The 19,636-nt window shown below is 47.1% G+C and carries 13 protein-coding genes; 8 read left to right on the top strand and 5 right to left on the bottom strand.

The annotated features are described in order from the left end of the window. Nucleotides 1-6: 6 nt before the first annotated feature. From kdpA to IEY13_RS18355, 4 genes are all read right to left on the bottom strand, one after another. On the bottom strand, nucleotides 7-1,719 hold the full coding sequence (gene kdpA, locus IEY13_RS18370; RefSeq protein ID WP_188954811.1) for a potassium-transporting ATPase subunit KdpA: 1,713 nt from the start codon (nucleotides 1,717-1,719) through the stop codon (nucleotides 7-9). Nucleotides 1,720-1,742: 23 nt separating this feature from the next. Further along, nucleotides 1,743-1,820: a K(+)-transporting ATPase subunit F gene (kdpF, locus tag IEY13_RS30460; RefSeq protein ID WP_373286960.1), complete on the bottom strand. Its 78-nt coding sequence runs from the start codon at nucleotides 1,818-1,820 to the stop codon at nucleotides 1,743-1,745. 136 nt (nucleotides 1,821-1,956) lie between these two features. Next, entirely contained in the window at nucleotides 1,957-2,316 is a 360-nt protein-coding gene (locus IEY13_RS18360) for a DUF7674 family protein (protein WP_188954809.1), read from the bottom strand. A 188-nt stretch (nucleotides 2,317-2,504) separates the two neighbouring features. Beyond that, nucleotides 2,505-3,839: a sigma-54-dependent transcriptional regulator gene (locus IEY13_RS18355; protein ID WP_188954807.1), complete on the bottom strand. Its 1,335-nt coding sequence runs from the start codon at nucleotides 3,837-3,839 to the stop codon at nucleotides 2,505-2,507. Nucleotides 3,840-3,951: 112 nt separating this feature from the next. On the opposite strand from IEY13_RS18355, the gene IEY13_RS18350 reads away from it, so the two are divergent. The 8 genes from IEY13_RS18350 (at nucleotide 3,952) to IEY13_RS18315 (ending at nucleotide 17,949) form a co-directional block, all read left to right on the top strand. Beyond that, nucleotides 3,952-4,455, top strand: a complete 504-nt coding sequence (locus IEY13_RS18350; RefSeq protein WP_188954805.1) for a DUF4251 domain-containing protein — start codon at nucleotides 3,952-3,954, stop codon at nucleotides 4,453-4,455. Nucleotides 4,456-4,655: 200 nt separating this feature from the next. After that, nucleotides 4,656-5,978, top strand: a complete 1,323-nt coding sequence (locus IEY13_RS18345) for a TolC family protein (RefSeq protein ID WP_188954803.1) — start codon at nucleotides 4,656-4,658, stop codon at nucleotides 5,976-5,978. A 44-nt stretch (nucleotides 5,979-6,022) separates the two neighbouring features. Further along, a complete protein-coding gene (locus IEY13_RS18340) occupies nucleotides 6,023-7,174 on the top strand; it encodes an efflux RND transporter periplasmic adaptor subunit (RefSeq protein WP_188954801.1) in 1,152 nt (383 codons plus the stop codon). Nucleotides 7,175-7,221: 47 nt separating this feature from the next. Continuing rightward, a complete protein-coding gene (locus IEY13_RS18335; RefSeq protein WP_188954799.1) occupies nucleotides 7,222-10,416 on the top strand; it encodes an efflux RND transporter permease subunit in 3,195 nt (1,064 codons plus the stop codon). Between the two features lie 102 nt (nucleotides 10,417-10,518). Further along, entirely contained in the window at nucleotides 10,519-11,082 is a 564-nt protein-coding gene (locus IEY13_RS18330) for a hypothetical protein (RefSeq protein WP_188954797.1), read from the top strand. A 78-nt stretch (nucleotides 11,083-11,160) separates the two neighbouring features. Next, a complete protein-coding gene (locus IEY13_RS18325) occupies nucleotides 11,161-14,844 on the top strand; it encodes a SusC/RagA family TonB-linked outer membrane protein (protein ID WP_188954795.1) in 3,684 nt (1,227 codons plus the stop codon). 18 nt (nucleotides 14,845-14,862) lie between these two features. Then, nucleotides 14,863-16,335: a SusD/RagB family nutrient-binding outer membrane lipoprotein gene (locus IEY13_RS18320; protein ID WP_188954793.1), complete on the top strand. Its 1,473-nt coding sequence runs from the start codon at nucleotides 14,863-14,865 to the stop codon at nucleotides 16,333-16,335. Between the two features lie 24 nt (nucleotides 16,336-16,359). After that, nucleotides 16,360-17,949 carry a peptide chain release factor 3 gene (locus tag IEY13_RS18315; RefSeq protein ID WP_188954791.1) on the top strand — a complete coding sequence of 530 codons (1,590 nt, stop codon included), beginning with the start codon at nucleotides 16,360-16,362 and terminating at the stop codon, nucleotides 17,947-17,949. Between the two features lie 334 nt (nucleotides 17,950-18,283). On the opposite strand, the gene purB is transcribed toward IEY13_RS18315, so the two are convergent. Further along, nucleotides 18,284-19,630 (bottom strand): adenylosuccinate lyase, encoded by a 1,347-nt coding sequence (purB, locus tag IEY13_RS18310; RefSeq protein WP_188954789.1) that lies wholly within the window; start codon nucleotides 19,628-19,630, stop codon nucleotides 18,284-18,286. Between the last annotated feature and the right edge of the window lie 6 nt (nucleotides 19,631-19,636).

Genomic DNA, 19,636 nt, shown 5'->3' with positions numbered 1-19,636 from the left:
GAAGAATTAATACAGGTTAAAAAACTCAGCAATAGGGCCTAGTGTAAGCGCCGGAAAGAAAGCCAGTGCTGCCAGTATCATAATAACGGCATAGGTCATAATGCCAAAGGTGGCGGTATCGGTTTGCAGGGTGCCTGCGCTCTGTGGTATATACTTTTTCTTTGCCAGTAAACCTGCAATGGCAACAGGGCCTATGATAGGGATAAACCTGCCCAGTATCATTACTATACCCGTAGTAATGTTCCAGAATAGGTTGTTATCGCCCAGCCCTTCAAAGCCCGAACCGTTGTTGGCAGAGGAAGAAGTGTATTCGTACAGCATTTCTGAAAAGCCGTGGCTGCCGGGGTTGTTCAACCATGCGCCGGGTTTTACGGCCCAGTTAATATCCGCATGGTGGGCGGCAAAATACGCGGACAGCGCGGTGCCGGCCAGTACCAGAAAGGGATGCAGCAGGGCTATAATAGCGGCTATTTTAATTTCACGCGCCTCTACCTTACGGCCCAGAAACTCCGGTGTACGGCCCACCATTAAACCAGATATGAACACGGCTATAATAAGGAAGATAAAGTAGTTGAGTAAGCCTACGCCTTTACCACCATAGAAACAGTTGGTCATCATACCCAGCATTTGCATAGCGCCGCTCATAGGCATAGAGCTATCGTGCATGGAGTTTACGGAACCGGTAGATATAACCGTGGTCATTACCTGCCAGTAAGCAGAGGCAGGTACCCCCAGCCTTACTTCTTTGCCTTCCATAGCAGTGGCATTGGCCAGGTGCATTTTTGCCAGTGCGGGGCTGCCCCCCATTTCAGAAAAGAAGTTGGGTATCATAAAAGTGAGCATACCCAGCGTCATTACCCCGAAGATGACATAACCCAGTCTGCGGCGCATGATAAAAAAGCCAAAGGCAAATACCAGCGCCATAGGCAGTATTACCTGCGCTACTATTTCTACCATGTTGGTTACATAGTTGGGGTTTTCCAGCGGGTGGGCGCTGTTGGCGCCAAACCAGCCACCACCATTAGTGCCCAGGTGTTTAATGGCTATCATACCGGCTGCGGGGCCGCGGGATACCTGTACACTATCGCCCTGCAGGGTAACAATGCTATCTTTACCATCAAAGCTGGCGGGGGTGCCGTTAAAAGCCAGTATTACGGCCATTATAATACTTAAGGGCAGCAGTATGCGGGTAATGGTTTGGGTAAAGAATACAAAAAAGTTGCCCAGTTTGGTAGTGGTTTTTTCCGCAAAAGCGCGGAACAATACAGCCACGGCTGCTACACCGGTAGCGGCAGATACAAACTGTAAAAACGTAACTACTATTAACTGCGTAAGATAGGTAAGGTCCGATTCGCCGCTGTAGTGCTGCAGGTTACAGTTTACCAGAAAGCTGATGGCGGTGTTGAAGGAAAGATCAGGCGTCATACCGGGGTTACCATCCGGATTCAGGGGTAGCTTGTCCTGAAAAATTAATACAAAAAACGCATACACTACCCATACCAGATTAATAGAAAGCAGGGCAGCCATATGCTGTTTCCAGGTCATTTCTCTGGTAGGGTCAATACCACAGATTTTATAGATGAAGCGCTCGAAGGGCGACATGAAATCGGTGATGGTTTTTTCGCCGCGGAATACGCGGGCTATATATTTTCCTAAAGGAAAGGCGATGAGCAGGGTAATGAAAAAGGTTACCAGCACGCCTGTTATTTCTGTGTTCATTTGCTATTGCGCAGTTTTGAGGGTTAAAACTTTTCCGGTTTCAGCAGTACGTAAATCAGGTAAATAAATACCAGCACCGATACTGCGAAGAGTATATTCATCATGATGGTTTGGTTGTGTTGTGAGGAATTACATGTTTTCAAAAAAGTCGATACACTTGTTGAAGAGGTAGAAACAAACAAGGCAGGTAACAAGGAGAATGCTGATTAACATACTATGGATATTTGAAGTGTTTAATTACATACCTGATTTTAATACCTGCTGCACGTACACAGAATACAGTGTTACCGGAATACGGGGCTGCAGCTGTTTCCATTCCATTTTGTGGCAGGTAATGCGGAATACAGAAAAGGAGTACACAAACACGTTTATTACGGCATTCTGCACGGCGGTGTTGCCTTTGGTGTACAGCTTGTCTGCCAGTTTCATACACTGCTGTATAGCCGGTAAATTGTGGGCGGCGCACATTTTTTGGGTGTAAGCTGCCAGTGTGTGCAGTACGCTGTTGATGTTGAAGGTGGCTGTTTGCTCCTTCATAGCGGTTTCCAGTTCCGGTATACTGTCGGCTATCAGAGCCGGTACTTCATATTGATTCATAACCTTTGCATTATATACCGGTAGAGAGGCCAAAAGCGTACCCCGCCTCAAAAGAGCATGGTGGTAAAACGCTGTAACGCTTTGCAGACAAGGGATAGAGGTAATATGGCTTTGCTGTGCCGGAAAATAAGGGCAATAAAAAACCTTCTCAAAATGAGAAGGTTTTATCAAAAAGAGATAGTGGAGGTTTACAAACCGTACTCGTCAATCTTCCGGTACAGTGTAGCCGTTCCTATGTTCAGCAGGCGGGCGGCCTCTGCTTTATTGTTGCGTGTGTGGTTTAATACCCGCTGTATATGCAGTTTTTCCATGCTGGCCAGGTCAAAGGCCGAAATGGGTTGCTGGCGTACGGGAGGGGCGGTAACATCTGCAGGCAGCTGATCGGTAGTCAGTTCCTGTCCGTTTAATAGTATCACGGCCCTTTCAATAATGTTTTTCAGTTCGCGTATGTTGCCCGGCCAGTGGTAAGCCTGTAACCGTTCCATAAACTCAGCGCTTATCTGCGGCGGCTTTTTATTGGTTTTGGCAGCAAACTGGTGTACAAAAAACTCTGTTAGCAGCGGAATATCTTTTACCCGCTCGCGTAAAGCGGGCAGGTGTACTTCAAATATATTCAGGCGGAAGTAGAGGTCGCTCCGGAAGCGGTGTTCTTCGCTTTCCTTTTTCAGGTCGCGGTTGGTGGCGGCTATGAGGCGGAAATTGCTTTTGGTGGTTTTGGTATCGCCCAGGCGTATAAACTCGCTGGTTTCCAATACCCGCAGCAGTTTGGCTTGTAACTCCAGCGGCATTTCTCCTATTTCATCCAGAAACAGGGTGCCACCGTTGGCTTCTTCAATCAGGCCCTTTTGATCTTTGGTAGCGCCCGTAAAAGCGCCTTGTTTGTGACCAAACAGTTCGCTTTCCAGTATTTCTTTGCTGAAGGTGCTGCAGTTAAGGGCTACAAAGCTTTTTCCTGCACGGGCGCTGGCCTGGTGTATGGCCTGTGCAAATACTTCCTTACCGGTACCGGTTTCACCGGTCAGCAGCACAGAAGTATCTACCGGAGCTACCCGCTCTGCCAGCGAAATGGCTTCCTGAATAGATTTGGATTTGCTGCTGATGGCTTTGAAAGAAAACTTTTCGCCCACCCGCTTTTCCAGTTCCTGCACCCGCTTTTGTAACTGTGCTTTTTCTATAGCCCGGTGCAGCAGGGGAACAATTTTGTCGTTATCATCGCCTTTGGTAATATAGTCAAACGCCCCGTTTTTAATGGCCTGTACGCCATCGGGTATGTTGCCGTAGGCAGTTAATAATATAATCTCTACCAGGGGCCAGCTGCTTTTTATCTGCTGTACCAGCTGCACACCGTTTACATCGGGCAGCTTTACATCGCAGAGCACCGCATCCACGTTTTCGTGCGCTAATTTTTTCAAACCGCTTTTGCCGTCTGCCGCTTCATATACCTCAAAACCTTCTGTGCGTAGTATTCTGGATAACAGTCCCCGGAGCTTTTCTTCGTCGTCAATAACCAATACAGTCTTCAATCTGTATGCTTTTTTAGTGTAAATGTAGTACAAATTACTCCTGGCCAGGCTGCTGCGTGGGTATTGCTATATTTTAAGCGTATATTTATAAAGCTCGTTAAAACTTACTCAAATGAAAACATCTCCGTACACCTGCCTGTTCGCTGTGCTGTTGTTATTAGTATGCCCTGTTGCCCGGGCTCAGGACAGTACTGCTGTAAACAAAAATGGAGAGCGTGGAATAACTGCTGCCATTACTGCCAAACGCTATCTGTTTAACGCCCAAACCGCCACGCCCATGAGCGGCCGGGTAATACAATTAACGTACGGCTACGATGTAAAAGTAAAACAGGACACGCTGAAAGTATACCTGCCGTATTTTGGCCGGGCCTTTGCCGCACCGCTTGATGCTTCCAAAGGGGGCATCAATTTTACCTCTACCCAATTTAAATATGTGGTGAAGGAACGCCGGAAGGGGGGATGGGATATACGGATTGAACCTTCCGATGCCGGAGACGTGCGCACCCTCAATTTTACCATATCGCAGGATGGATATACCACTTTACAGGTTACCAGTAACAACCGCCAACCCATCTCTTTTTACGGCGTTGTATCGGAATCTGGCAGCGGTAAATGATTCATTTGCAGCAGAAATTCGGCGAAATCGGGAAAAAACTAATCAAACGTTTAATTTATTTTGAACAATCCCGTTACCTTCGCATACGAAATTACCATCCTATCCAACTGCAGAGAATAACCCGGCTACCTTGAAAGTGAATGGACTGTGTGCAGGAGCAACGAATTAGTAAACAGGATTTATATTATAGACATAGAAGTATGAAACGACTCATTTTTACATTGAGCTGGTTGATAGCAGGCGGCATTTGCCTGCCTGTATCGGGCCAGCGTACGGCTGACTCTACCCTGCAGGAGGCTACATTGCAAAGCGTGATACAGTACGCTGTAACGCATCAGGCGGCGGTGCAACAGGCATTAATTGACGAGAATATCACCGGTGAAACCATTAAAACCAAACTGGCTGACTGGTATCCGCAGGTGAATTTCAATTACACTTTGCAGCACAATTTTCAGGTTCCGCAAAACTTTGTGAACGGACAGTTGATTCAGTTTGGTGTAAACAATACTTCTAACGGTCAGTTTACACTCAGCCAGGCATTGTTTAACAGAGATGTGTTGCTGGCTGCCAGAACCCGTGGAGATGTGCAGCTTCAGGCAAGGCAAAACACAGTAAATAACAAAATAAACGTTACCGTAAATGTAAGCAAGGCTTTTTACGACGTGTTGGCTACGCTGGAACAGATAAAAGTTACCCAGCAGGATATTGTGCGCCAGGAAAGCAGCCTTAAAAATGCGCAGGCGCAATACGAAGCAGGTACAACCGATAAAACCGATTACAAAAGAGCTACCATTAACCTTAACAATACCAGAGCTACGCTGGTTAGCAACGCAGCTTTGCTGAAGGCCAAGAAGGAGTACCTGAAGTATCTGATGGGCTACCCACCTACAGAAGAGTTGAATATTGTGTATGACAGCATTCGCATGTCATCCGAAGTTGGTATGGATACCTTACAAATGCCCAGCCTTGGCAGCCGTATTGAGTATCAGCAACTGATTACCCAGCGTAAGTTACAGGAAGCCAATGTGAAGTACGAAAGAATGAGCTTTTTGCCTACGGCTACTTTAAACGGCATGTATTCGCTGATTTATCAGAACAACGACTTTAATAAGCTGTACAATAATAACATTCCCAACTCTTATGGTAACGTTACCATTGGTATACCCATTTTTCAGGGAGGTAAACGCACAGCCAAAATCCGTTCCGCTGAGTTGCAGTTGAAAAGAACTGACTGGGATATTCTGAACCTGCAAACCATGGTAAGCAGTGAATATAACCAGGCACTGGCCAACTATAAAAGCAGCTTTGCCAATTTCCAGGCATTGAAAGAAAACCTGCAACTGGCGCAGGAAGTATATGATGTAATTGCGTTGCAATACGAGTCTGGTATAAAAGCTTATATAGAAGTAATTAATGCAGAAAGTGATTTAAGAACTGCACGCATTAACTATTACAATGCGCTTTACCAGGTACTGGCCAGCAAAGTAGATGTACAAAAAGCACTGGGACAAATTACTTATTAAGAGCACACGATTTAACTATACGACTAATGCAAAATCAATATACAATGTTGTTCAGAACGATCAGAAATTATGCAGGTGTGGCTTGTTTTTTAACACTGGCATCCTGCGGTAACAAGCAGCAGCAACAACAACAGCAGGGGCCGCCGCCAGCAGTTCCTGTTACTGTGGAAGAGGCTGCCACTACCAGCGCTGTATACTATGATGAATACCCTGGAACCGTTACCCCGTTAAACCAGACCGAACTGCGTGCGCAGGTTACCGGTTACATCACCGGTATTCATTTTAAAGATGGTGATAAAGTAAGCAAAGGACAGAAATTATATAGCATAGACCAGCAGGTGTACGATGCCAACTACCAGCAATCGCTGGCTAACGTTGCCGTACAGGAAGCCAACCTGGTAAAGGCGCAGAAAGATGCCGACCGTTACCATGAGCTGGATAAAAAAGACGCGATAGCCAAGCAGCAGGTTGATTATGCAGATGCTGCACTGGAAAGCGCCAAAAAACAACTGGCTGCCGCCAAAGCCACTGCCGAAAGCGTACGTGCCAACGTTCGTTTTTCTGGTATAGTAGCGCCTTTCAGTGGTACCATTGGTATTTCACAGGTAAGAATGGGTACTTCTGTAGTAGCCGGACAAACCGTACTGAATACCATTTCTACCGATGATCCGATGGCGGTTGACTTTACCGTAGATCAGAAAGACATTTATCGTTTTTCTCAGTTACAGGGAAAGGGCACCAAAGACTCTACTTTCCTGCTGGCTTTTGGTGATGACGTGTATCCTTACCCTGCATCTGTAAGCACTATTGACCGTGCGGTAGATGCGCAAACCGGTACCATTAAAACCCGTTTGGTGGTGGCTAACCCCAAACATGTATTAAAAGGTGGTATGAATACCATTGTTCGTGTAAAAGCTACTACCGGTGCTTCTTCTGTGGTTATACCTTACAAAGCAGTAACCGAGCAGCTGGGTGAGTTTTTTGTATATGTAGTGGGTGATAGCAGCAAAGTTACCCAGCGTAAAGTAACGTTAGGCAGACAGATAGGAACCAGCGTTGTTATTAAAGACGGTGTGAAAGAAGGGGAGAAAGTGGTTACCCAGGGTTCACAAAACCTGCGTGAAGGTTCAGCAATTACTACTGCGCCGCCACAACAGGCCGGTGCGCCAGGTGCTGCTGCTCCTGCAAAGAAATAACTGAGGGTTGAAGAGATGATTTAGGTTTCACGACAAAGCAAAGAACAATGATAGCAGATACTTTTATAAAACGACCGGTAACGGCTATAGTAATATCCATCGTGATTGTACTGGTGGGTCTGATAGCTATTACCACTTTACCGGTTGCGCAATATCCCGATATTACCCCGCCTACGGTATCTATTTCCGGTAACTATACCGGTGCGGATGCTGAAACGGTGGAACAGACTACTACTACTGCCATTGAAACGCAGGTGAACGGTACGCCGGGCATGACGTACATGAGCAGTAACAGTACCGGTAGCGGCCAGGCCAGCATTACCGTAAACTTTGAAATTGGCACTAACATCGACATTGCTACGCTGGACGTGCAAAACCGGGTGAGTGTGGCCGAGCCTACTTTACCCGATGCGGTAAAACGTTTGGGTTTAACTACCCGTAAGCGTAACCCATCTATTATGATGGCGCTGGCATTTTACTCGCCCAACGGTACGCACGATGCCACCTTTCTGGGTAACTATACCAACATTTACCTGAAGGATGCGTTACTGCGCGTAAAAGGCGTGGGTGATATTTTTACCCGTGCAGATGACTTTAGTATGCGCGTGTGGCTGAACCCGGCTAAACTGGCTGCGTTAAACATGACTGCGGCTGAAATTACCGCAGCGCTGAGCGAGCAGAACCTGCAGATTGCGGCCGGTACCGTAGGTGGTAACCCGCAGCCCACATCGCAGGCTTTTGAATACAACATTCTTACCAACAGCCGTTTAAAAACACAGGAAGACTTTGAAAACATTATTGTGCGTACCCGCCCTGCGGATGCAAGCCTTGTGCGTTTGAAAGATGTGGCCCGTGTTGAGCTGGGTAAGTTTGACTATGGTATCAACGCCTTTGTAAATGGTAAGCCCGCTGCCTTTCTGTTGATTTATCAGGCGCCAGGTGCCAACGCCCTGGATACGTATAAAGGGGTAGTGGCCAAGCTGGAAGAAATGAAAAAGCGTTTCCCTAAGGATATGGATTATGCCGTACCGCTGGAAACTGCTACCGTGGTATCTACTTCTATTGAAGAGGTAATACACACGTTTGTGGAAGCGTTGATTCTGGTAATTATTGTGGTGTTCCTGTTTCTGCAGAGCTGGAGAGCCACGTTGATTCCGGTATTGGCCATTCCTGTATCATTGATTGGTACTTTCATTGTGTTTATACCGTTTGGTTTTACCATTAACACACTTACCCTGTTTGCCTTTGTACTGGCTATTGGTATTGTGGTGGATGACGCCATTGTGGTGGTGGAAGCGGTACAACATTATATAGACCACGAAAAGCTATCGCCCAAAGAGGCTACGGAAAAAGCGATGAAGGACATTTCTGCTCCGGTAATTGCTATTGCGTTAATTCTGGCGGCGGTGTTTGTGCCGGTAAGCTTTGCACCGGGTATAGTAGGGCGGTTGTATCAGCAGTTTGCCATTACCATCGCCATCTCGGTAATCATCTCGGCGTTTGTGGCCCTGTCGCTTACTCCGGCATTGTGTAGCATGATGCTGAAGCCGAGTAAGGGTGAGAATGATAAAAAGAATATACTGGACCGTTTCTTCGCCCGTTTCAACAAATGGTTTGATAAGCTGAGCCACTCTTATACCAGAGGCGTTGCTTCGTGGATTAAAGGTGCTAAGCTGGTAATAGTAATGATGATTGTGCTGTTTGTGGGCCTGGCGTTACTGTTCAAATCCAAACCAACCGGCTTTATTCCTACAGAAGATGAGGGCCGTATGTTTGTTACCTACGAAATGCCGGAAGGTACTTCTACCTCACGCAGTGTGGCTATGCTTACCGATATTATGAACCGCGTAAAAGCGATTCCTGCGGTAAACGTAGTGGGTGGTCTGGCTGGCTTAAACGCCATCAGCTTCTCTAACAAAAGCAACGTGGGTACCATGTTCGTGAACCTGAAACCCTGGGATGAAAGAAAGAGCAAGGAAGAGCAGCTGCAAGGTGTGATAGGGGAGATTATGAAGAGAACCGGCGATATTAAAGAAGCCCGTATTCTTGCCATTGCTCCACCGGCAATTCCAGGTTTGGGGCAAACCTCTGGTTTTACCATTGAATTACAGCAAACCACCAGTACCGATAGTATTCAGGTGTTTGAAAACGTAGCCAAGAAGTTTCTGGGTGCATTGTATGCCCGTCCGGAAATAGGCCTGGCGTATACGTTCTTTACCACCAAAACGCCTACTTACCGTATTGATGTGGACAGAGATAAAGCCAAGCAGTTAGGTATTCAACTGAGCGATGTGTACAGCACTATGAGTACCATGATGGGTAGTAGCTATGTAAACGACTTTAACCTGTACGGACGTAACTTCCGTGTAATGGCTATGGCCGATAGTACTTACCGTTCTTCGCTCAATTCTCTGAATCAGATTTATGTGCGCAACAGCCAGGGCAATATGACGCCGCTGAGTGCACTGGTAAGTATAAAGCTGGCAGAAGCTCCGGCGCTTATTTCGCACTACAACGTTTACCGTGCGGTGGAAATCAACGGTTCGCCTAAACCGGGCTTCAGCTCTGGTCAGGCTATTGAAGCGCTGAAAGAGGTTGCTGCTCAAACATTACCAGCTGGTTACAGCTATGAATTCTCGGGTATGACACGTGAGGAGATTACTGCGGGTAACAGTACACTGATGCTGTTTGCAGTATCTATTGTGTTCGTATTCCTGTTTCTGGCTGCCCTGTACGAAAGCTGGTCGGTACCATTTGCGGTACTGTTTGCGGTGCCGGTGGGCTTGTTTGGTTCTATTCTTACGCTTACGCTTATTCCGCGCCTGAACAACAACATTTATGCGCAGATTGGTATGATTACCCTGATTGGTCTGGCGGCTAAAAACGCCATCCTGATTGTGGAATTTGCCAAAGAGCGTGTGGATAAGGGGGTAGATATTACGCACGCTACCTTACAGGCGGTACAGTTACGTCTTCGTCCGATTATTATGACCTCGCTGGCGTTTATCCTGGGTGTGTTACCGCTGGCGGTAGCTACGGGTGCGGCGTCGCAGGCGCGTAATACCATTGGCTGGACCGTGTTCGGCGGTATGCTTGCGGCCACTACGCTGGCAATATTTGTGGTGCCGGTATTGTTTGTGGTAATCATGAATATATCCTATAAGCGTAAGCTGAAAAAGCTGCAGGCGCAACGTGCCAACGACGAGGAGATTGATAGAAACATATTAGATAGCAGGAGTTAATCATAAGACAGGATCTATTGTCAGCAATGGCCTTAGAAAACAGAGCGGCGCCTTTACGGCGCCGCTTTTTATTTCCCCCATTATCCCCCTAACTTTGCTGCAATGCATGATATAGAACCTTTTTTTAACTGGAGACACCTGTACACCGCAGAAGAAGATCAGCGATCGCCCTTTTTTGGTCGTACCTACAGCGAGTTTGAATTTTCCCAAACCGTTTACAATTACTATATCCATCCGCAATGGGATGAGTTTGGAAGCCGTACCCTGTACCTCAAGATGTTATATGTAGACTATGATCTGCACTTTGCCGTTATTGAACTGATAGGCGAATGGAATGATGCCATAGAGAATGATATTATGACGTTGAAGCGGGATGTGATAGACAAATTGTTTGAACAGGGGATTTATAAGTACATTCTGATAGGGGAGAACGTAATGAACTTTCACAGTGGCGATAAAGATTATTACCAGGAATGGTTTGAAGAAGTTACCGATGAAAACGGCTGGATGGTAATGCTGGGGCTGAGCGAAGCGGCGCAGCACGATTTCCGCAAACGCAAGCTGAACCACTATATAGAGCTGATGGAAATACCCAACTGGCGTACCTATAAACCGGAACATTTGTTCAAACAAATTGATGATGCAATTAGCCGGAGGTTGGACTAGCTGATATGTATTAGTTTTTTTGGCAATGTTTTTGGGAGGGAGGGGCGATATTTTTTTGTTCCTCTTCTAACCTTATTTATGCCTGGAAAAACCTCTTACCTGATGATGGCAGTATTGTGCTGCCTCCTGTGCGCTACGGCTGCTTTGAGTCAATCGGCCTCTAAAAAGATCAATGGCAAATTACTGGGCCTTGATGGTTCTCCGCAAAAAGACTATGTACTGCAATCCAAAGCCTTGCAGGGTAAATCCACTACCGGCGATGATGGCCGGTTTGCACTGGAAGTGAGTAATGAAGATTCGGTGTTGATACTGTTTCAGGGTACCCAGCTGGGCGCCTTTAAAGCACCGGACCTTACCAGCTTTCAGGTGCAGTTTGCGGAAAAAAATACGTTTAAAATTACCCCATGGACGGCTCCGGCTACAGATACCACCGGCGGCGCAAAAGACTCTTCTGCACCGGTGCCTCCCCCGGTAAAGGATACCGCAGCACCTGTGCCTACTACGCCGGATACGGCTAAAAAGGCGGATGTGGTACCACTTTCGGCCAATGCGCAGGATACCGCTTCTAAAGATACGGTGTTTGTTTCCGGCCGTGTTACCGATGCGGCAGGTAAGGGCGTTCCTTTTGTAACCGTTACATATAAAGATGGCCAGGCTTACAGCGGCACCGAGGCCGGTAGCTTCCGTATTCCGTTTAAAACCGGTGCTACCGTAACTTTCTCTGCTGTAGGATATGGTAATAAAGATGTGGTAATGCTTTCGGCAGAGGCACCTATGGCGGTGCAGTTAAGTTCTAAGAGCGGTGCCGGGCAGTTACAGGAAGTACGGGTAACGGCAATGGGTATTTCTAAAAAAGGCAAAGCGGTGGGGTACGCCATTCAGGAAGTGAAAGGGGATGCCGTACAGGTAGCCAAAGAATCCAACTTTGTAAATGCTTTACAGGGCAAGCTGGCTGGTGTGCAGATTAATGGCAACACCGGTTCTATGGGCGGCTCTACCAAAGTAACTATACGCGGTAACAAATCCATTACCGGCGATAACAATGCCCTGTTTGTGGTAGATGGTATTTTTATGGGTAACAATAACCCCGCAGCCAACGTAAGTCAGGCAGGCGGTGGGGGCGGTTACGATTATGGTAGCCCCATACAGGATATTAACCCGGATGATATTGAACAGATTTCTGTGCTGAAAGGCGCAGCGGCCTCTGCCTTGTATGGCAGCCGCGGTGCCAACGGTGTGGTGCTGATTACCACCAAACGCGGTTCGGCCAGTAAAAAGCTGGGTATTACCTACAGCCTGAATGCGCAGATGGATAAAGCGTATATCCGCACCAGATATCAGAACCGTTATGGCGCCGGTGGTGCTTCGGACGCACCAGGCTTTGTAGCGTCGGGTTTTGATACGCTGTGGTACAACCAGCATCCTGAGCAGTTTCTGAGTGCTACGGCACCTACTTATAACGATCCTTCCAGAGGTGGATACGATCTGATGCCGCAGTTTTCGCTGGATGAAAGCTGGGGGCCTGAACTGCTGGGGCAGGTAATACGTCCGTATTATTCCTTCGATCAGAATAAGAACAATCCGTATTTCGGCAGAACCACTACCTGGTCGCCACAGCCGGATAACGTAAAGAACTTCTACCGCACCGGGCATACCATTACCAACAGCATCAGTGTAAGCGGCGGTAGTGATAAGGGTACTTTCCGTTTATCGTACAGCAACCTTACACAAAAATTCATACTGCCTAATTCTGACCTGAAAAGGAATAACATAGGCTTTAACGGTACGTATAAGCTGAATGATATTGTTACGGCAGTGGCCAGCGCCAACTATTCCGATAACCGGGCCATGGGCCGCTCCGGAACCGGTTTTGCGGGTACCAACCCCACACAGCTGTTTACCATGTTTGGCCAGCGCCAGCTGGAAAATGATATGCTGAAGTACTATCAGTTTCCCGATGGCTCGCAGGTGAGCTGGAACCGGAAGTCTTTCTCCGATCCTACACCTACCTCGGCAACCACACCTTACTGGACTTCTTATAAAGGCTATGAGAGCGACAGCAGAACACGCCTGTTTGGTCTGGCCGGTTTTGAAATTAAACCCACCAGCTGGATTAACCTTTCGGCCAAAGTGTTTATGGATGAGTTTAATACTTTAATAGAAGAACGTGTGCCAAAAGATTATCAGGCAGGAGGTTATACACGCACCAACCGCAGCTTCCGCGAAATGAACTATCTGTTTTTGGCCAACGTTAAAAGAGATATTTCTAAAAAGCTGGACATTAATGCTACCGTAGGTGGTAACATTATGACGCGTAAGGATAACATCAACACCGGCGTGGTTACCGGCTTAATTGTTCCCGAACTGTATACGTTTACCAATACCACCAGCCGCGTAGCCTTCTCCGAGTTCCGGTTTAACAAACGCATTAACTCGCTGTTTGGAGATGTTACATTGGGTTATAACAACTCTGTTTTTCTGAACATCACCGGCCGTAATGATTGGTCAAGCGCTTTGGCTAAGGGCAACAACTCTTACTTCTATCCATCGGCCTCATTGGCTGCCGTGTTCTCCGACTGGCTGAAATGGAACTGGCTTTCCTTTGGTAAAGTAAGAACCAGTGTGGCGCAGATAGGTAGCGATACCGATCCTTACCGCACCAACAATGCCTACGCACAACCGGGCCTGTTTGGTACCAACCCCATTATTGGTAAAGACCCCTACCTGGGCAACAGCGAGCTGCGGCCTGAAAAGAGCACAGAACTGGAAGCAGGGCTGGAGTTGAAGTTTCTGAACAACCGTGCGGGAATTGATGCGACAGTGTACACCCGTACTACCAAAGACCTGATTGTGCCTTTACAGGTATCTGCCGCCAGCGGATACAATAACTATTATGCAAACATTGGTAAAAGCAGAACACGCGGTGTGGAAATTGAACTGAATGGCCGCCCGGTAGAACTGAAAAACGGTTTTGCATGGGATATTGCCGTTAACTTCTCCCTCAACCGCAGTAAGCTGATTAAACTGGACGTGCCTAATAACCCGGACTTTACTACCTATAATATAGGTACGGAAAGAAGGCTGGCTTCCGTTTCGGTATCTGCCATAGAAGGTCAGTCGCTGTTTATGCTTACCGGTACCGATTTTACCTACGATGATAAAGGCAATAAAATGGTAGATTCTACCGGCCACTACATTGCTTCCGCACCCGGACAAATCATTGGAACTACTCAACCTGATTTTATAGGTGGCGTTAGCAACACATTCACTTTCAAGAACTTCAGTTTAAGTGCACTGGTTGATTTTCAGAAGGGTGGTAACTTCTTCTCTTACACCAATCTGTATGGTTTGTACTCAGGTGCACTGGCAGAAACCGTGGACAACAATATCCGCCAAACCGGTGTAATAGCGCCAGGTGTAGGCCCGGATGGTAACCCCAACACCGTAAGGATTAACGCTGCCAACCACTTTAAAACCAACTTCGGCCGCTCTATTAACAAAGCCAATATGTACGATGCGGGCTTTATTTACCTGCGCGAAGTAAGGTTGGGTTACAATCTGCCAGAGAAATGGACAAATAAAATAGGTGCAGCTAATGCGCGTATCTCTTTTTATGGCCGTAACCTGTGGCTGATACATGCCAATGCGCCTAACGTAGATCCTTCCAACATCACCAATTCTGATTTGAATATACAGGGGCTGGAAGGCGGTGCTTTACCATCGCTGCGTTCTTACGGTGTAAACCTGAATATTGGATTTTAACCTGAAAAACAATATGTTATGAAACTTACTTCTTTATTTATACATACCGCATTTTCCGCTGCATTGCTTACCGGAGCGGTTGCCTGTAACAAAGGGCTGGATATTAATACCGACCCTACCAAGCCGGGTACGGCTACTCTGGAATCGTTAATTACCGGTGCAGAAAAATCAGCACTGGATATTATGTACGGTGAGGCGGTGAACGGTAGAATAGGGATGCTGTACGCTCAATACTGGGCGCAGGGGCAAAAGGAAACAGATAGCCGTTACCAGCTGGACGAATCCTCTAACAATACCCTTTGGGGTGTTTACCGGAGTGCGCTGGGTAACCTGGCAGAAATAGTACGTATTAACGAAGCTAACCCCGAAGCAGGATCGCCCAACCAGGTGGCCATTGCCAATATATTGAGTGTATGGATATACCAGGTGCTGGCAGATAGTTATGGCAATGTGCCGTACAGCCAGGCATTAAGCGGCCTTGCTGATTTTACGCCGGAATATGATGATGCAGCGGGCATATACGACAGCCTGATACAAAGGCTGGACCGTCAGGTGCAGATACTGGACACCGCCAATGGTGGTTTCCGCAGTGGCGAGCTGATTTATAACAGCGATGTGGCGCAATGGAAAAAGCTGGCCAACTCCCTTAAGCTGCGTATGGGTATGCGTATGCTGGGTGGTACCGGAGCTAACACCGCCAAAGCACAGGGTATTATAGAATCTGCAGTGGCAGCAGGGGTATTAAGCAGCAGTGATGATGATGCCCTGTTTCCTTATCAGGCAGCTATTGGCGATCAGTTTCCGTTTAACGAGCAGGCGGGTGCCGGTATTTCTAACGCCTATGTGGTAAGTGAAACGCTGGTGAAGTATATGAAGAGTTTAGCTGACCCACGTTTACCCATTTATGCCCGCCCTATAGAAAATGGCAGCATAGTAGGTAAACCTTATGGCATCAACGCTTCTTCTAACGAATACAATATTTCTAATTTATCCTATCCGGGCAGGCGTGCTTACGATCCTACTTTTCCGGGTATTATTATGACGTATACCGAGGTGGAGTTTGACCTGGCAGAAGCAGCTGCACGTGGGTTTGCAGTTTCCGGTACCGCAGAGGAGCATTATGCCAACGGGGTGAAAAGCAGCTTTGCTTTCTGGGGCCTTAGTCAGGATAGTGCCAATGCATACCTTTTGCGGGTACCTTATTCCGCTGCAGACTGGCGCAACATCATAGGCAGCCAGAAATGGCTGGGCCTGTATATGCAGGGGCTGCAGGCCTGGTTTGAGCGTAACCGCCTGAATTTTGAACTAACGGGCGATGCCGCTTCGTTTGTAGCACCGGTAGCGGGTAGTCTTGACCCCAACGTATCGTTTTTGCCCACCCGTATTACCTATCCGGTATCGGAAGCCAATATTAACCGGGTAAATTATACCGATGCAGGCATTGATATTGGTGGGGACACCAAGGCAACTAAGTTGTGGTGGATGAAGTAATATTGTAACTTTGCGGCCTCAATTATGAAATACGAAAAGGAAATTAACCGTCGCAAAACGTTCGCTATTATTTCTCACCCGGATGCCGGTAAAACCACACTGACAGAAAAGTTTCTGTTGTTTGGTGGCGCCATTCAAACTGCGGGTGCGGTAAAAAGTAATAAGATTAAGAAGCATGCTACTTCCGATTTCATGGAAATTGAAAGGCAGAGAGGTATTTCGGTAGCAACTTCGGTGATGACCTTTGAATATAAGGATACTTTAATTAACCTGCTGGATACCCCGGGACACAAAGACTTTGCGGAAGATACCTACCGTACGCTTACCGCTGTGGACAGCGTTGTACTGGTGGTGGACAGCGTAAACGGGGTGGAAGACCAGACCCGCCGTTTGATGGAGGTGTGCCGTATGCGGGATACGCCGGTAATTGTGTTTATTAACAAAATGGACCGTGACGGTAAAAACCGCTTTGACCTGCTGGAAGAGATAGAGAATGAGTTGCACATTTCGCTCCACCCCATGACCTGGCCTATCAACAGCGGTAAAGATTTTAAAGGCGTTTATAACTTGTACAATAAAAGTCTGCAACTGTTTACCGCCAATACCAAGGCAGAAGACGATGAGGACAATGTGGTAATTGAAGACCTGAGCAACAGCATTCTGGATGAAAAAGTAGGCGATAAAGATGCTGCCCAATTGCGCGAAGATGTGGAGCTTATTGATGGTGTATACGGTAGCCTGAAGGTAGCCGATTACCTTTCGGGCAAAATTGCCCCGGTATTTTTTGGTAGCGCCATCAACAACTTTGGTGTAAAGGAAATGCTGGATACGTTTATTCAGATTGCTCCGGTACCCCGCAGCCGCGACACCACCAAACGTATGGTGGAAGTGGGCGAAGACAAATTCAGCGGGTTCATTTTTAAAATACACGCCAACTTAGATCCCAAACACCGCGACCGCATTGCGTTTTTACGCGTATGTACCGGCCGTTTTGAGCGTAACAAATATTACCACCACGTAAGGCTGGATAAGGATATGCGTTTTAGCAACCCTTATTCCTTCCTGGCCCGCAGTAAAGATGTTATTGACGACGCTTTTCCGGGAGATGTGATTGGTTTGTTTGACACGGGTAACTTTAAAATTGGTGATACGCTTACCGAAGGGGAAGACTTTTACTTTACCGGTATTCCTTCTTTCTCTCCAGAGATATTTAAGGAGCTGGTGAATAAAGACCCGATGAAAACCAAGCAGCTGGAAAAAGGTATCAGTCAGCTTACGGACGAAGGTGTTGCCCAGCTGTTCACCCAGTTTGGTGGTAATAAAAAGATTATTGGTTGTGTGGGTGAACTGCAGTTTGAAGTTATTCAGTACCGTTTGTTACAGGAATACGGCGCGGCGTGTGAATTCCGCCCCATGCCATTCTACAAAGCCTGCTGGTTAACCAGTACCGACCAGAAAAAGCTGGACGATTTTCTCCGGTTTAAGCAGGTAAACGCCGCAGATGACAAAGACGGCAATCCAGTATACCTGGCACAGAGCGAGTGGTTCCTGAACACAGAAATTCAGAACAACCCGGAGATTACTTTCCACTTTACCAGCGAAATACACAAGTAGCCGGTAACTGGTTCATATAATTGATACATAAAAAAGACTTCCTCCATTTCCGGGGAAGTCTTTTTTATGTCCGGTCAGTCAACCCGGGCATTGATTAGTCTTCCCGGGAAACCGGGGAAGTAATTTCTACGGCTGAGCATTCTTCCTCAATAATCGGGGAAGTGTATTGTGTGGCAGAACAATCTTCCTCCCGGATTGCGGAAGTGTTTTCAGTGAACGGTAAGCCCTGCCCGCAAACGGAACGGGTTGTTATGGGCGGAGAATTGTTAGCAGTGGTGTATAAAAGCAGATGGCTGACCTACCGGCCAGCCATCTTAGTTTCGTAAAAGATATATTAAAACGCTGCGCTTACACCTGTGTAGTTGTGCGGCGTAATAGCTTTCAGTTCTTTCTTCACTTCGGCGCTTACTTTGAGCGTACCGATAAAGGTGTGAATGTCTGCTTTAGTAATAGAAGCCTTACCTCTGGTCAGTTCTTTCAGTGCTTCGTAAGGTTTGGGGTAGTTTTCGCGGCGCAATACGGTTTGTATGGCTTCGGCTACTACTGCCCAGTTATTTTCTAAATCTTCTTTCAGTTTGGCTTCGTTCAGTACCAGTTTGCCTAAACCTTTGGTAATAGAGGTTAATGCAATAATGGTGTGCGCTACCGGCATGCCCAGGTTACGTAACACCGTAGAATCGGTAAGGTCACGCTGCAGGCGGCTGATAGGCAATTTACCGGATAAATGTTCCAGCAGAGAGTTGGCTATGCCCAGGTTACCTTCAGCATTTTCAAAGTCAATGGGGTTTACTTTATGCGGCATGGCTGAAGAACCTACTTCGCCCTTTTTTACCTTTTGCTTAAAGTAATCCATGCTAACATACGTCCAGATATCGCGGCAAAGGTCAATCAGGATGTTGTTGATCCGCTTGATGGCGTCCAGGTGGGCGGCCAGATTATCGTAATGTTCAATCTGGGTGGTAAACTGCATACGTTGCAGGCCCAGTATATTGTCAACAAATTCATTACCCAGGGCTACCCAGTCCTTTTTAGGAAAGGCAATATGGTGGGCGTTAAAGTTACCGGTAGCGCCGCCAAATTTGGCTGCGTAAGGTATGTAAGAGAATAGTTCTACCTGGTTGTTCAGGCGCTCTACAAATACCATCACCTCTTTACCCAGGCGGGTAGGAGAAGCAGGCTGACCGTGCGTGCGCGCCAGCATGGGAACGTTTTTCCATTCCACCGCCAGTTGCTGCAGGCTCTGGCGCAGGTTTACAATGGCAGGCAGGTATTCCTGCTCCATGCAATTTTTCCAGCTGAGGGGTATGGAGGTATTATTAATATCCTGTGAGGTAAGGCCGAAGTGAATCCACTCTGTAGCGTCGTTTACGCCGGCTGTTTCCAGTTGTTCTTTCAGAAAGTATTCCACGGCTTTAACATCGTGGTTGGTAACGGCTTCAATGTCTTTAATCCGTTGCGCGTTTTCCAGGCTGAAGTTGGCCGCCACATCGCGTAACTGCTGTTTTGCTTTGGCGTTCAGTTTAAAAAAGCGCTTATCCGCCAGAAAAAGAAAGTACTCTATTTCAGTAATTACCCGGTATTTGATTAACGCAAATTCAGAAAAATAGGCATCCAGAAAGGCTACCTGTCTGCGATAGCGCCCGTCAACAGGGGAAATGGCTGTAAGATTGTTCAACTCCATGTGATT

Source organism: Filimonas zeae (assembly GCF_014641615.1).
Classification (GTDB): Bacteria; Bacteroidota; Bacteroidia; order Chitinophagales; family Chitinophagaceae; genus Filimonas; species Filimonas zeae.
The sequence above is the reverse complement of the archived record's forward strand: the minus strand, read 5'-3'. Positions and strand labels throughout refer to the sequence as shown.